This window comes from Agromyces mediolanus (assembly GCF_023715325.1).
Taxonomy (GTDB): domain Bacteria; phylum Actinomycetota; class Actinomycetes; order Actinomycetales; family Microbacteriaceae; genus Agromyces; species Agromyces mediolanus_A.
In genome coordinates, this window is sequence record NZ_JAMBNX010000007.1 from 1 (window position 1) to 15,195 (window position 15,195).

General features: G+C 70.0%; 10 protein-coding genes. 6 read left to right on the forward strand and 4 right to left on the reverse strand.

Annotated features, from left to right (window positions below):
* Window positions 1–100: 100 nt before the first annotated feature.
* Together M3147_RS12870 and M3147_RS12875 are read right to left on the reverse strand one after the other, a co-directional pair.
* Window positions 101–1,099, reverse strand: a complete 999-nt coding sequence (locus M3147_RS12870; RefSeq protein ID WP_251203874.1) for a hypothetical protein — start codon at window positions 1,097–1,099, stop codon at window positions 101–103.
* A 301-nt stretch (window positions 1,100–1,400) separates the two neighbouring features.
* Window positions 1,401–2,837 (reverse strand): CCA tRNA nucleotidyltransferase, encoded by a 1,437-nt coding sequence (locus tag M3147_RS12875; protein ID WP_251203875.1) that lies wholly within the window; start codon window positions 2,835–2,837, stop codon window positions 1,401–1,403.
* 107 nt (window positions 2,838–2,944) lie between these two features.
* Between M3147_RS12875 and M3147_RS12880 the strand changes: the two genes are divergently transcribed.
* The 6 genes from M3147_RS12880 to M3147_RS12905 all read left to right on the forward strand — a co-directional run bounded on the left by M3147_RS12880 (window position 2,945) and on the right by M3147_RS12905 (window position 11,069).
* Complete coding sequence (locus M3147_RS12880; protein WP_251203876.1) at window positions 2,945–5,338, forward strand: DUF6049 family protein; 2,394 nt, start codon at window positions 2,945–2,947, stop codon at window positions 5,336–5,338.
* On the forward strand, window positions 5,331–6,956 hold the full coding sequence (gene murJ / locus M3147_RS12885; protein ID WP_251203877.1) for a murein biosynthesis integral membrane protein MurJ: 1,626 nt from the start codon (window positions 5,331–5,333) through the stop codon (window positions 6,954–6,956). The genes M3147_RS12880 and murJ overlap by 8 nt, the downstream gene beginning before the upstream one ends.
* Window positions 6,957–7,086: 130 nt before the next feature.
* A complete protein-coding gene (trxB, locus tag M3147_RS12890) occupies window positions 7,087–8,061 on the forward strand; it encodes a thioredoxin-disulfide reductase (protein WP_251203878.1) in 975 nt (324 codons plus the stop codon).
* 70 nt (window positions 8,062–8,131) lie between these two features.
* Window positions 8,132–8,455: a thioredoxin gene (gene trxA, locus M3147_RS12895; protein ID WP_251203879.1), complete on the forward strand. Its 324-nt coding sequence runs from the start codon at window positions 8,132–8,134 to the stop codon at window positions 8,453–8,455.
* Window positions 8,456–8,710: 255 nt separating this feature from the next.
* Complete coding sequence (locus tag M3147_RS12900; protein ID WP_251203880.1) at window positions 8,711–10,036, forward strand: aminotransferase-like domain-containing protein; 1,326 nt, start codon at window positions 8,711–8,713, stop codon at window positions 10,034–10,036.
* Between the two features lie 76 nt (window positions 10,037–10,112).
* Window positions 10,113–11,069, forward strand: coding sequence for a D-alanine--D-alanine ligase family protein (locus tag M3147_RS12905; RefSeq protein ID WP_251203881.1), 957 nt, complete (start codon window positions 10,113–10,115; stop codon window positions 11,067–11,069).
* Window positions 11,070–11,214: 145 nt separating this feature from the next.
* Here the strand turns inward: M3147_RS12905 and M3147_RS12910 are convergent, their stop codons facing one another.
* Together M3147_RS12910 and M3147_RS12915 are read right to left on the reverse strand one after the other, a co-directional pair.
* Window positions 11,215–12,198, reverse strand: coding sequence for a ParB/RepB/Spo0J family partition protein (locus M3147_RS12910; RefSeq protein WP_251203882.1), 984 nt, complete (start codon window positions 12,196–12,198; stop codon window positions 11,215–11,217).
* Entirely contained in the window at window positions 12,198–13,223 is a 1,026-nt protein-coding gene (locus M3147_RS12915; protein WP_439954202.1) for an AAA family ATPase, read from the reverse strand. The genes M3147_RS12910 and M3147_RS12915 overlap by 1 nt, the downstream gene beginning before the upstream one ends.
* Window positions 13,224–15,195: the final 1,972 nt, after the last annotated feature.

A 15,195-nucleotide genomic window follows, 5' to 3' on the forward strand; every position in this document is an offset into this window, starting at 1 on the left:
CTCGCCCCCCGTCCCCCGCGCCCCCCTCTCCCCGCGCCCCCTTCCCCCGCGTCTCCCCGCCGAGGGGGTCGAATCCCGACATCCGCATCGCCGTTTCCACTCATCGCGGTCGGGATCCGACCCCGTCGGCGCGCACGATGGGCAGACCGGCCTCCAACAGGCACCGCCGGAGCCGGTCCGGCGACCACGCCGTGCGCCAGTCCCATCGAACCTCCCTGCGGCCCCACCGCCGCGTGATCCGTTCCGCTCGCTTCTTCTCGGCCAGGATGACCCGCTCGATCGGCCGTCCCGCGCGCATTCGGGCATCCAGGTACTTCGCATCCCCGTCGAACTCGCCGAAGAGGCCGAACTCGGGCCAGTCGAAGTCCACTCGGTCGAATCCGCCCGAATCACGAGGGAACTCGACCTGCAGCCTCGGGGGAGGGAACCCCAGTTCGTGCATCCGGGCTCGGCTCAGCGACTCGCCAGGTGATTCCGACCGCCCGTCGGCGAATGCCACGGCCCGCCGCGCGCCTCGCACTCCCCGCGCGCTCCCGACGCGATCGAGCCGATGCAGCAGCGCGCCCCGGCCGGCCCCGCGCGCGACCACCCGGTCGTCGTTCCACAGGAACGTCGAGACCCCCGCATCGAGCGCGACCACCGCTCCCACGAAGTCTCGCGTTCTCGCGATATCGATGAGCGTCTGCCCCAGCCCAGTGACGAGGAAGCCATCGATCTCGACGACCTCGTCCGGATCGAACCGAGTACGACGCCAGACGACGCCGTTGCGCGAGCGGGGCGTCGTGCCGCGGGCGTCGGCCAGCTCGACGGCTTCTGGCCAGCGGCCGAGCCGGGGCAGCCCCCAGAGCAGTGCCGCCGACTCGTGGGAGAGGACTGCGCGATCGCGCCGGGTTCCGACGACGGCTGCGGTTCGCAGGATCGCCCGGCGGCGATCGGATGCCTCTGCCCAGGCCGTTCGCGCGCCGAACACTCCGGGTCTGATCCGGTGGATGCGGCCGTCCGAGGCATCCCGCTCCAGCGTTCTCGAAGAGGTGGTGCCGGCGTCGGCGTGGCGGGAGAACAGCAGCTCGTCGGGTTCCCGGGGTTCGAATGCGAGCATCCGTTGACGATCGCAGTCGGATTCGGCGCGGAAGCCCTGGGCACCGACCTCTGTGGATACCGCGCCGTCGACGGCCCCTGTGGAGGCCTCCCGCTTCCCTCCTCCCGCCTCCCCTCCGTGGGGGTCGTATTCCGACCGCCACGTGAGCACTGCGCGGCCGAATTGTCGGGATTCGACCCCCTCGGAGCGAGGTGAGCGGAGCGCGGTGAGCGCGGGGAGCGCGGGAGCGCGGGGAGCGCGGGAGCGCGGAGCGCGGGAGCGCGGAGCTCGGGAGCGCGGTGAGCGCGGGAGCGCGGCGGGCTCAGGCCTCGCGGGCGCTCCACCAGGCGAGCAGGCGCTCGCGCGCAGCATCCTCGCCGATCGGGCCCTCGTCGAGCCGCAGCTCCAGCAGGAAGCGGTAGGCCTCGCCGACCTCGCGGCCGGGGCCGATGCCGAGCGCCGCCATGATCTGCTCGCCGTCGAGCTCGGGGCGCACCGCGGCGAGCTCCTCCTGCTCGGCGAGCTCGGCGATGCGCTGCTCGAGGTCGTCGTAGGCGAAGGCGAGCATGTCGGCCTTGCGCTTGTTCCGCGTCGTCACGTCCGCGCGGGAGAGGATGTGCAGCCGTTCGAGCTGCTCCGGCGTGCCGGCGTCGCGCACGTAGCGGCGCACCGCCGAGTCGCTCCACGCCCCGTCGGTGTACCCGAAGAAGCGCAGGTGCAGCTCGATCAGCCGCGCCACGGCCGCGATCGTGTCGTTGTCGTAGCGCAGCTCCCGCAACCGCTTCTTCGCGAGCTTCGCGCCGACGACGTCGTGGTGGTAGAAGCTGACCGCGCCGCCGGGCTCGAGGCGTCGGGTCGCCGGCTTCCCGATGTCGTGCAGGAGCGCCGCGAGGCGGACGACGAGGTCGGGGGAGTCGAGCGTGCCCCGCGCGCGCTCGTAGTCGATCGCCTGGTCGAGCACCTTCAGGCTGTGCTCGTAGACGTCCTTGTGCCGGTGGTGCTCGTCGCGTTCGAGACGCAGCGCGGGCAGCTCCGGCAGCACGCGCTGCGCGAGCCCCGAGTCCACGAGGATGCGGAGGCCCGGCACGGGGCGATCGGCGAGCAGCAGCTTCGAGAGTTCCTCGCGCACCCGCTCGGCCGAGATCCGGTCGATCGCGGGGGCGAGCTCCTCGAGGGCGGCGAGCGTCGACTCCTCCACCTCGAAGCCGAGCTGCGCGGCGAAGCGAGCCGCCCGCATCATGCGCAAGGGGTCGTCGCCGAAGGAGGTCTGCGGGGCGGAGGGCGTGCGGAGCACGCCGGCGAGCAGGTCCTCGACGCCACCGGAGGGATCGACGAGCTCGATCCTCGGCAGCCGCAGGGCGAGGGAGTTCACCGTGAAGTCACGACGCACGAGGTCGCCCTCGAGCGAGTCGCCGAAGACGACCTCGGGCTTGCGCGACTGCCCGTCGTAACTGTCGGCGCGGTACGTGGTGATCTCGACCGTCTCGCCGGCGACGCGAGCGCCGATCGTGCCGAAGTCGCGGCCGATGTCCCAGTGCGCGTCGGAGATCGGCTTCACGATCTCGAGGATCTGCTCGGGCGTCGCATCGGTCGTGAAGTCGAGGTCGTGCACCGGTCGGCCGAGGAACGCGTCACGCACCGGCCCGCCGACGAGGGCGAGCTCGTGGCCCGCGCGGTCGAACGCGGCGGAGAGGGTCGACACGGTCGTCGACGCGGCCAGTTCGCCGAGTCGATCGAGGGCCTCGGCCACGCTCTGCATGCCGACCATCGTACGCAACACGGGCGCCGCGGTGGCGGGAGACGGATGCCCGGAGCCCCCGGCTCCCGCCCACGTTCCACCCTGCGGTACACCGTAGAATCGCGTGCATGGTGGCCGAGTCGAACCCTGCGCGTCGACTCCGCCGACTCGTCAGGCAGGCCACCTCGACACCGCGCCGCCGCGCCCTCGTGGCGGGCGTCATCGGCGTCGTCGCTCTCAGCTCGATCGGCGCCGCCGTGCCGCTCGCCGCGGCGGTCCAGTCGGCGCCGGCCGACCCGTCGACCGCGGTCGGCGCGGTCGAGCGCGAGACGGCGCCGCTCGCAGCGGCCGCGAGCGACCCCGGTGCCGTCTCCCTGCACCTCGCGCCCGCCGGTGCCTTCGTGCTCGACCCCGCGGCCGCGTCCACGGTCGGCGTCGAGATCGCGAACGGCTCGACCGAGCTCCTCAGCCAGGGCGTGATCCGGCTGAGCGTCGCCGACGAGACGCCGAACGATGCCGACGCGCTCGACGCCTGGCTCGGCGATGTCGCGGCGACCGCGACCGTGGTGGGCGAGGCACAGGCGCCGGGCGTCGTCAGCGGCGGCACGAGCCAGGTGCTGGTCAGCATCCCCGCGGGGGCGCTCGATGCATCCGCCCCGGTGACCGGCCTTCGCGCGGAACTCGTCGTCGACGGCGTCGTGGTGGCGACGAAGGACGCGGCGTTCCCTGCTCCCCGCGCAGCGTCCGCCGGGGCTCCCGGCCTCGCCCTCGCCTACCCGCTCACTGTTCCCGACGACACCGGCGGGCTCATCGACGCGGAGCAGCTCGAGGCTTGGACCGCCCCCGACGGTCTGCTCAGCCGCCAGCTGGACGCCGTCGCCGATCGCCCGGTCGCGATCGGCGTCGACCCGCGCATCATCGCCTCGGTCCGCGTCCTCGGCGCTCGCGCACCCGAGTCGGCGACGGCCTGGCTCGACCGTCTCGGCGCCGTCGACAATGTCGTGTTCCCGCTCGCCTACGCCGACGCCGACGTCGCCGTGCAGTCCCAGCTCGGCCTGCCCGGCCGGCTGAAGCCCGAGTCGTTCGCCGACGTGCTCGACCCCGCCGACTTCCTGAACGGCATGCCGGGGGTGCCGGCCACACCGCCGACCCAGGCGCCCGTGTCCGGCCCGGCCAGCCTCGACGGCCGCGCACTGACCCAGGAGTCCACGCCGACGCCCACCCCCGGTGATGTCGACGGCGACGGCACCGTCGACGAGGTGCCCACCACCGAGCAGCTCCTGTCGTGGCCGTACACCCGCGCGGACATCGCGTGGCCGGCGGACGACACGGTCGCCGCCGGCGACCTCGCCTGGCTCGCCGCGGGCGGCCTCACCACGAGTCTCCTCTCGCCCGGCAACGTCGAGCCGCCGGCCCCCGAGGTCGACGAGGACGGCGAGGAGGTGCCCGCATCGCCGGTGCCGGGCAACGCCGCGAGCTCGATCGACGGCGGCACCGCCGTCGTGGCCGACGCGCGACTGACGGCGGCGCTCCGTGCCGCTGCGGCGTCGACCAGCGACGCGGAGTGGCGCGAGGCGATGGGCCGGCTGGCGGCCGAGCTCGCGGCCTACGCCGAACAGGATGCCTCGGCGAGCTCGCTGCTCGCGAGCTTCGCCCGGCTCGGCGGGAGCAACGCCGACCGGGTGGAGGCGACGATCCAGGCGCTCGCGACGGTCGCGTGGGCGCGACCGGCCAGCCTGTCCGATGCGATCGGCGCTCCGCCCGTCGCACGGACCCTGGCGAGCTCGCCCGAGCCCGACGAACGTCGTGCAACCGTACAGCGCCTGATCGACTCGGAGGCGCAGACCGTGTCGTTCGCGACCGCGCTGAACGATCCCGGTCAGCTGACCGATCCCACCCGTCGCGATCTGCTCGCCCTCCTCGATGCCGGCTGGACGCGCACGCCCAACGACTGGCAGTCCGCGGCGAACGACTGGCTCACGGCGCAGGTGCAGACCCGCGCAGGCATCTCGGTCGTCCCGTCGAGCACCATCAACGTCATCTCCCGCGAGTCGGGCGTTCCCGCCACGGTGGAGAACACCCTGCCGTACGCGGTCACGCTCGAGGTCGATGTCGCCCCCTCCAACGGACGGCTGATCGTCGAGGGCCGGCAGACGGTGACCGTCGAGCCGGAGTCCCGCGCCAGCGTCGTCGTCCCCGTCGCCGCGGGGGTCGGCAGCGGCGAGGTCATGCTGACGGTCTCGCTCTTCTCCGACGAAGGCGTCGAGATCGGCTCCCCGACCTACCTCTCCGCCAACGTGCAGGCCGACTGGGAGGGTGTCGGCGCAGCCGTGCTCGCCACGATCGTCGTGCTGTTCTTCGGGATCGGCATCTGGCGGAACATCCGCCGCCGCCGCAAGGCCCGCGCGGCCGAGGCATCCGAAGCCGAAGCCGAAGCCGACCCGGAAGCCGAAGCCGAAGCCGAAGCCGACCCGGAGCCCGGCGCCGCGTCGCAGAAGGACGAGGACCCACGCGATGAGTGACGACCGCATCGGCCGCGCGAGCCTCTTCCTCGCCTCCGGCACGGTGGTGTCTCGGATCCTCGGGTTCGTGAAGGCCGCGGTGCTCGTGAGCGCGATCGGCATCACCGGGGCGAGCGCCGATGCGTTCGCCGTCGCGAACCAGCTGCCGAACACGGTGTACGTCGTCGTCGCCGGCGGGGTGCTCAGTGCGGTGCTCGTGCCGCAGATCGTGCGCGCCGGACTGCACGCCGACGGCGGCCGCGCCTACATCAACCGGCTGCTCACGCTGGCCCTCGTCATCCTCGTCGGCATCACGCTCCTCGCCACCCTCGCGGCGCCGCTGCTCACCCTGCTCTACGGCATCAAGCTCGACCAGTCGACCCGCGATCTCGCAACGCTCTTCGCCTACTGGTGCTTGCCGCAGATCTTCTTCTACGGGCTGTACACCCTGCTCGGCGAGGTGCTGAACGCACGCCGCAGCTTCGGACCGTTCACGTGGGTGCCGGTGCTCAACAACGTGGTCGCGATCGCCGGCCTCGTGATCTTCATGGCCGTCTGGGGGAGTGACCCCGACGGCCTCCGCGACGCCGGCAGCTGGGACCCGGCGATGATCGCGGTGCTGGCCGGTTCGGCCTCGCTCGGCATCGCGGTGCAGGCCGTGGTGCTGTTCTGGTTCTGGCGGCGCATCGGACTCCGCTACCGCCCGGACTTCCGCTGGCGCGGGGTCGGCCTCGGCGACGCCGGCCGGATGGCGAGCTGGACCTTCGGCATGCTGCTGCTCACCACCTTCGCGGGACTCGTCGAGACGAACGTCGTCGGCGGGGCGTCCGGGCCGGGCTCGGCGTCCGTCGCGGCGCTCGGCAACGCGTGGCTCCTCTTCATGCTGCCGCACTCGGTCATCACCGTCTCGATCGCCACCGCGTACTTCACGCGCATGAGCGAGCACGCTTCGATCGGCGACCTCGACCGCGTGCGCGCCGACTTCTCCAGCGCGACGCGCGGGATCGGCCTCATCATCGTGCTCGCCTCGATCGTGCTCGTGCTCTGCAGCTACCCCTTCGCGACCGCATTCGTGAGCGGCGCATCCTTCGATACCAAGCTCGTCTTCGGCAACGTCGTCGTCGCGTACATGATCGGCCTGCTGCCGTTCAGCATGCTCTTCATCGTGCAGCGCACCTTCTACGCGCTCGGCGACACGAAGACGCCGTTCTTCTTCACCCTCTTCCAGGTCGTGCTGTTCTCGGGCGGCGCACTGCTGCTGCTGAACGTGCTCCCCGAGTTCATCGCCATCGGCATCGCCCTGCTCACCTCGCTCGCCTGCGTGGCCCAGGTGACCCTCGCGACGATCCTGCTGCGCCGACGGCTCGGCGGCATCGACGGCTGGCACATCACCTCGAGTTTCGTGCGGTACACGATCGGTGCGGTGCCCGCCGTGATCGTCGGCTTCGTCGCGCTCGTGCTGCTCGGCGGCATCTCGGAAGACGGCTTCGCGATGTCGGGGCTCGTGCCTGCGATCGTCTCGATGGCGCTCATCGGCATCGTCATGTCGCTCGCGTACCTCGGCACGCTCTGGCTCATCCGCACCCCGGAGCTCCGCGGCTTCGCAGAGCCGGTGCTCCGGCGCCTCCGCCGAGGCTGAGCACCCGCTGCATCCGCCGCTCGTCGCCTCCTCGGGCGGAATACCCGCCGCCTAGACTGTGTTGACCACGTCGTGACATCCGATTTCCGTCGGATGCCGCTTTCACCGACAGCACTCGAGGGAGCGCCCCTTGCGCGACATCATCATCATCGGGTCCGGCCCGGCCGGATTCACCGCCGCCATCTACGCCGCGCGCGCCGAGCTCAAACCGCTGCTCATCGCGAGCTCCGTCGAGATCGGCGGCGAGCTCATGAACACCACCGAGGTCGAGAACTTCCCGGGCTTCCCCGAGGCGGTCATGGGCCCCGACCTCATGACCAAGATGCAGGAGCAGGCCGAGAAGTTCGGCACCGAGATCGTCTATGACGACGTCGTGGAGCTCGAGCTCGACGGTCCGGTCAAGCGCGTGAAGCTCGGCAACGGCGGCGTCGAAGAGGCGCGCGCCATCGTCTACGCCACGGGTTCGGCCTACCGCAAGCTCGGCCTGCCCGAGGAGGCGACCCTGTCGGGTCACGGGCTGTCGTGGTGCGCGACGTGCGACGGCTTCTTCTTCCGCCAGAAGACCATCGCGGTGGTCGGCGGCGGCGACTCGGCGATGGAGGAGGCGACCTTCCTCACCCGCTTCGCCGACAAGGTCTACGTGATCCACCGCCGCGACTCGCTCAAGGCGTCGAAGATCATGCAGCAGCGTGCCTTCGACAACGAGAAGATCGAGTTCATCTGGAACGCCGAGATCGCCGCGATCCACGGTACCGATGCGGTCTCGGGCGTGAGCCTGCGCGACACGGTCACCGGCGAGGTGCGCGCGCTCGACCTCGACGGGCTCTTCGTCGCGATCGGCAACGACCCGCGCACGCACCTGGTGCACGGCAAGCTCGATCTGACCGCCGAGGGCACGATCGCGGTCGACGGCCGCTCCTCGCGCACCTCGGTGCCGGGCGTGTTCGCCGCCGGCGACGTCATCGACCCGCACTACCGGCAGGCCGTCACGGCCGCCGGCTCGGGCACCGTCGCGGCGCTCGACGCCGAGCACTACCTCGCGGCACTCGACGACGCGGCCGAGGAGCCTGCCCCAGTGGCCGAGCTCGCGACCGTCGCCGAGTAGCGACACCAGTTCATCCGGTTTCGCGTCGTTCGACGTGATCACCAGGCGTTTCACCGAAGGAGAGAAAGCAATGTCCGCACGTGCAGTGACCGAGGCCACCTTCCAGGCCGAGGTGCTCGAGAATGAGAAGCCCGTCATCGTCGACTTCTGGGCCGAGTGGTGCGGCCCGTGCCGCGCGGTCAGCCCGATCCTCGACCAGATCGCGACCGAGCACGCCGACAAGATCGACATCGTGAAGCTCAACGTCGACGAGAACCCGCAGCTCGCCATGAAGTACCAGATCACCGCCATCCCGGCGTTCAAGGTCTTCAAGCAGGGCGAGGTCGTGCAGAGCTTCGTCGGCGCCAAGCCGAAGCCGGCCCTCGAGGCCGATCTCGCCGCCTACCTCCAGTAGCCGGCATCCTCGAACGACCCAAGGACCCGCCCGGCACCCGCCGGGCGGGTCCTTCGCGTTCCCCCTCGCCCCCCGCCTCACACAACTCAGGAACAAGTGGCGGTTATGCCTGACGAGGATTCGCGGCATCCGCGAGATTCCGGGCCCCGCGGCCGATGCCTTCCTGAGTTCTCCGCGGCGAGCGAGCGCGTCACGCGGTCTTCGAGGCCACCCACCGATGACTAGCATGAGAACCCTGAACAGAACGGATGGCACGTGAGCACTGACGGCGTCCCCGAGCGGACCGGCAACAACCTCGACCCCTGGTATGCGAACTACGCCGAGCGAGCCGCCGGCTTCGCCGCATCCGAGGTTCGAGCTCTGTTCGCCGTCGCGTCGCGGCCCGAAGTGGTCTCGCTCGCCGGCGGCATGCCGTTCGTTTCGGCGCTCCCCGAGGACCTCATCACCTCCTCGATGGACCGAGTCATGCGTGAGCAGGGCCCGACCGCCCTCCAGTACGGCGGGGGAGCCGGCGTCCCGGCGCTCCGCGAGCACATCCTCGACGTCATGTCGTTGGAGGGCATCCGCGGGGCGTCCGTCGACGACGTCGTCACCTCGACGGGTTCGCAGCAGGCGCTCGACTTCGTCGCGAAGCTGTTCCTCGACCCGGGCGACGTGGTGCTCGCCGAGGCTCCGTCGTACGTCGGCGCGCTCGGCGTGTTCCGCTCGTACCAGGCGGCGGTCGTGCACGTCGCGACCGACGACGACGGGCTCATCCCGGAAGCCCTGCGCGAGACGATCGGCTTCCTGCGCAGCCAGGGTCGGCGCATCAAGTTCCTCTACACGATCCCGAACTTCCACAACCCGGCGGGAGTCACCCTCTCGGCCGAACGCCGCCCCGAGATCCTCGAGATCTGCCGTCAGAACGAGATCCTCGTCCTCGAGGACAATCCCTACGGTCTGCTGCACTTCGACGAGCCGGCGCCGAACGCGCTGCGCTCCATGGACCCCGAGGGCGTCATCTACCTCGGCTCCTTCTCGAAGACGCTCGCGCCCGGGTTCCGCGTGGGCTGGGCCCTCGCGCCGCACGCGATCCGCGAGAAGCTCATCCTCGCCGCCGAGTCGGCGATCCTCTCGCCATCCTCATTCAGCCAGCTCGTCGTGGCGGAGTACCTCTCCACAGCCGATTGGCGCGCACAGATCGACACCTTCCGCGGCGTCTACCGCGAGCGCAAGGACGCCATGATCGACGCCCTCGGTGAGCACCTGCCGCAGCTGCGCTGGACGAATCCGAACGGCGGCTTCTACGTGTGGGTCACGATGCCGGACGTCCTCGACTCGAAGCAGATGCTGCCGCGCGCCGTGCGCGAACTCGTCGCCTACACGCCGGGAACCGCGTTCTTCGCCGACGGCCGCGGCCGGCACGCGATGCGGCTGTCCTACTGCTACCCGACGCCGGAGGCGATCCGCCTCGGCATCCGCCGTCTCGCGACGGTCATCAACGGCGAGCTCGACCTCCTCGACACCTTCGCCGGCACCGGTACGCTGCAGCTGCCGCCGACGCCGGGAATCGAGTCCGCCCCGCCGAGCGACCTCAAGTAGCGCCGTAACCATATTGTCCGGTTCCATGGCCGCGGATGCCGCAGCCGACCTGATCCGATCGGAGAAACCCCAGATCATGACCGAATCCGGAGCACTCACCGTCGTCGTCCTCGCGGGCGGCATCTCCCATGAGCGCGATGTGTCGCTGCGCTCCGGCCGCCGCGTCGCCGATGCGCTCACGGAGGCGGGTCACCGGGTCGTTCTTCGGGATCCGGATGCCTCGCTGTTGCCCTTCCTCGCCGAGCACCGGCCGGATGCGATCTTCCCCGCGTTGCACGGTTCGAGCGGTGAGGACGGCGCGCTCCTCGAGCTCCTCGCCGCCCTCGGCATCCCCGCTGTCGGCTCCGCGGCAGAGGCGGCGCGCCTGGCCTGGTCGAAGCCCGCCGCGAGCTCGATCGTGCAGGCGGCTGGTCTCCCGGTGCCGGAGTCGATCGTGCTGTCGCACGAATCGTTCCGCGAGCTCGGCGCGGCGAGCGTGCTCGAGGTCGTGCGGAACGCGCTGCCCGGCCCCCTCGTCGTGAAGCCGGCATCCGGCGGTTCGGCACAGGGCGTGACGGTCGTGACCGAGCCGGATGGGCTTCCGCGCGCCATGGTCGAGGCGTTCACCTACGCGGACGTCGCCATCGTCGAGCAGCGCATCATCGGCACCGAGCTCGCCGTCTCGATCGTCGACACGGGGGAGGGTCCGCGTGCCCTGCCGCCGGTCGAGATCGTGCCGACCGCCGGGGTCTACAGTTTCGACGCGCGGTACAACGCGGGTGAGACCACGTTCTACGTGCCGGCTCGCTTGTCGCCCGAGGTGCTCGGCGAGGTGGAGGCTGTCGCGATCCGCGCGCATCTCGAACTCGGCCTTCGGGACATCTCCCGGGTCGATCTCATCGTCGACGACCGCGGCACGCCCTGGTTCCTCGAGGCGAACGTGCTCCCCGGACTCACCGAGACCTCGCTCCTGCCGCTCGCGGCCGAAGCCGCCGGTCTCGAAACGGCCGCACTGTACTCGGATCTCGTGCGCACCGCGATCGCTCGCGGCTGACCCAGGCTCCGCCTCGTCGCGCACACTGCGGCCGAGCGCGAAACGGCCCGGTTTCGATGTCGAAACCGGGCCGTTTCAGTTCGTCAGGAACGATCCTGCGGTCTCGATCGGCTGCTCCGGATCGCCGCGTTCGAGATCGTGACGCTCAGACGCCTTCGAGCTCTTCGCCAAGATCCGTGAGAATCCTGCGCAGGTCTTGAACCGTTGCGAAATCGATGCTGATCTGGCCCTTTCGGGCTCCAAGAGCGATCTTGACCCGGGTGTTCAGGCGATCGCCGAGCCGTACGGCGAGGTCATCGAGGAACTCCTGGCGCTTGCCGGCGGCCGGCTTGACACGATTCGGCTTCGGCGCGGACGCAGCGATCGCTTCGGCCTGCCGAACGGACAGATCTTCGTTGACGATCTTGTCGGCCAGCTTCTGCATGGACTCCGCATCGGGCATCGCGAGAATGGCCCGCGCGTGGCCGGCGCTCAGCACCCCGGCGGCAACCCTCAGCTGCACGGCCTCCGGCAGCTTGAGGAGACGGAGAGTGTTCGAGATCTGAGGTCGCGATCGTCCGATGCGGCTCGCGAGCTCTTCCTGTGTGATCGAGAAGTCGGCCAGAAGCTGCTGGTAAGCGGATGCCTCTTCGAGCGGGTTCAGCTGCGAGCGGTGCAGGTTCTCGAGCAGCGCGTCGCGGAGCATCGCGTCATCTGCGGTGTCTTTGACCACCGCGGGGATGGTCTCGAGGCCGGCCGCTTTCGTGGCACGAAGTCGCCGCTCGCCCATGACGAGCTCGTACTTGCCCGCGTCGGTGGGGTGGGGGCGCACCACGATCGGCTGCAGGACGCCGAACTCTCGGATGCTGTGGACCAGCTCGGCGAGGTCTTCCGCGTCGAAGACGCTACGAGGCTGGTTCGCGTTCGGAACGATCGTGTTCGGATCGAGCCGAGCGAGACGAGCACCCGGAACCGTCAGGAGTCCCTCCGCAGAGGCGGCCTGTTCGACCGCCCCAATGGCGGTGGCTTTCGAGCTTTCAGACGAGTCGGGGAAGAAGACGTCGACGGGACGATTCGCCTTCGGCGCTTCGTCACCAGTGGGAATCAGTGCGCCGATTCCGCGTCCGAGTCCGGTGCGCTTGCTCGCCATCAGTGGTGCTCCTTGTTCGATGCGCCGGCCTTTGCGGCGCCCCGCTTTGCGATCTCCGCGGCCGCCTCACGATACGAGAGGGAGCCGGTGGACCCGAAGTCGTAGCTGATCACGCTCTGGCCGTAGCTCGGCGCTTCGGAGACGCGAACGGAGCGCGGGATGATCGTCTGCAGGGTCTGGGTGGGGAAGTGGTTGCGCACCTCCTGCGCGACCTGCTGTGCGAGGTTCGTGCGGGAGTCGTACATGGTGAGCAGGATCGTCGAAAGCCGCAGTTCCGGGTTCAGGTGCTTTTCGATCAGCTCGATGTTGCTGAGCAGCTGCGAGAGTCCCTCGAGGGCGTAGTACTCGCACTGAATCGGGATCAGGACTTCCCGCGCCGCGACGAAGGCGTTGATCGTGAGCAACCCCAGCGACGGCGGGCAATCGATGAAGACGTAGTCGTATGGGCGCTCCATGGTCGCGAGGTGAGCGTCGAGGGCACGCCGCAGCCGCTGTTCCCGCGCAACCAGGGAGACGAGTTCGATCTCGGCGCCCGCAAGATGGATGGTCGCGGGCACGCAGTCGAGCATTTCGTGCTCGGTGGAGGACCGGATGACTTCGCTGAGTGCGAGGTCTGACACGAGGACCTCATACACGCTGCGCTGTTCGGAGCGGTGGTCGACCCCCAGCGCGGTCGAGGCGTTGCCCTGCGGATCGAGGTCGATCACGAGCACCTTGGCACCAGCCCGAGCCAGCGCAGCGGCGAGGTTGACGGCCGTGGTCGTCTTGCCGACGCCACCCTTCTGGTTCGAGATCGTGAGCACCCGAGTCTGCGGGGGAAGCGGGAGCACCGCCTCTTCAAGTGCGATCCGACGTCGGGTCTCGTCGGCCAATGCGTCTGCCAGGGGAGTTCCTCCAGAGATGATCGATGTTTCACGTGAAACATCGCGGGTGGTGGTCGGCTCAGCGCCGTCCACGGTGTGGTCGTCAAGGGCCTCGAGGATCTCAGCGCCGTCCGGACGGGCGGGCTCGACAGGCACGATCATCGAAGCAGGTGCGGCCTCGCTGCCGCTCGCCTCTGACGCGGCATCGACGACGGCGTCTGGAACACGCACGGGCGCGGGACCCAGGCTTCGATCGAGCGCGCCGGAGATCGCGAGTCTGAGCTGCTCGGTGTTGGTCGTAGGTCCAGTATGCAGATCGGCGTCGCCACTCCCACTCGACTCGGATGCCTCGTCGAGCGCGGCTTCGTCGTCGATGTCCTCGCCGACGGGAGCGACGTCGCGCTCGACTTCGTCGGCGGTGACGTTCGGCTCAGGGGCTTCCTGTGTCTGGGGAGCGGGGGCCACCGCCGCCTGCGTGGGAGGGGCCGGAGCGACCCCGGCCTGCGTCGGGGGAGTGGGAGCGACCGCCGCCTGCGTGGGAGGGGCCGGAGCGACCCCGGCCTGCGTCGGGGGAGTGGAAGCGACCCCGGCCTGCGTCGGGAGAGTGGGAGCGACCGTCACCTGCGTCGGCGGAGTCGGAGCGACCGTCGCCTGCGTGGCAGCACGAGGCGCCGAGTCCGGCGTGCCGGACGCTTCGTCCTCTGCGCCCGATCGAGGAGCAACCGATCCCTCGGAGGACCCCATCGGTGTGGAACCCGGAATCTGCGCCGCAGTCGAGCCGAGCTCGGGCGGTACCGACCCTTCTGCGTTCGACACGGCCTCGCCGCCAGGCGCCGAGGAGGGGTTCGCCGCGCGCGGCTGCAGCGACTCGACCGTGTCGACCGCGGCATCGCCGACGATCTCACGGATGATGTCCTCGAGCATCGGGTCTGCAGACTGCCGAGGAGGGGCGGGAAGCTGGCCGGCAGCAGTGTCGTCTGCAAGCGCAGCCGCGGTCACTGCATCCCAATCGACGCGAGGCTGAAGGCTCTTCGGTACATCAGACGACGCGGGGGAGACCCCACCCGCAACCGGTTGAGCCAAGTCGGGCCCTTGTCGCTCGGCGTGCTGCGCATCGGAGACACTCGAAGATGCGGAATCGGCCCCGTCGTCGGCAGCAGCAGCTTCGCGAATCGGATCGCCCTCATCATGGAGAAGCCCCGACGCGTCGGCTACCGGGGGAGCGGGGTGTTCCAGCTGACCGTCATGATCGTCATGCTGGCCGTCGGCGTGGGTGCGGCGACGGAACCAGCCGCGACCCCCGCTTTGTGCCATATGGCGTGACTCCCGAAACTCGATCTCGTACCCATCAATCGGCCGGCGTTGAAGCTCAACGACGACCCTCCCAAGCCTAACCGTCTGCGCCCCCGCCAGGGAGGTGAAGGGTGGGATTGTGAGCAGCCCAGGGCAATTGTGGACAGATGCGGACGAGCGTTTCACGTGAAACATCTGAACCGCCTGCTTGTCGATGGATGCGACCTTCCCCGGGACGGGATCTCGTGCAGTCCCCTCTGGCTATCCGACGAGCCTTCGCGCCGACGAACGTGAGGTAGCCGGGCCCGAACCACCGGCCGGTACGGGCGACGGTCGGTGCACGCGAACGCACTGCTCCACGCCCGCTCACGAGAAGCGATCGCTGGCTGATGCTTCACGTGAAACGCCCGGTTCCCCCCTCTCGCCCGGAGATGCCACCCTCCTGGCGGCAGGCTCGCCCACGCCGATTGGATCTGGCACCAAGGAACCCGAACGACCAGCGCGAGGCAGACCCCCCACGGATCGTGGGCGAGAGCGGACGGCAATAGCTGGCCCAACACCGGCGCCCGCCGCCCGTAGGGTTCGCGCCCACTCACGCGAAAGCACCGCCAGGTGATGTTTCACGTGAAACGCCCGAAGGCCCACTCTTGCCAGGAGCCCCCCTCCTGACGGAGAGCTCGCATACGCCGGACTGGATCTGCACCAGGAACCCGGGCGACGAGCGCGAGGCAGGCCCCCACGAGTCGTGGGTGACAGCGGACGGCAACAGCTGGCCCAACACCGGCGCCCGCCGCCCGTCGGGTTCGCGCCCGCTCACGCGAAAGCCAGCGCCAGATGAGGT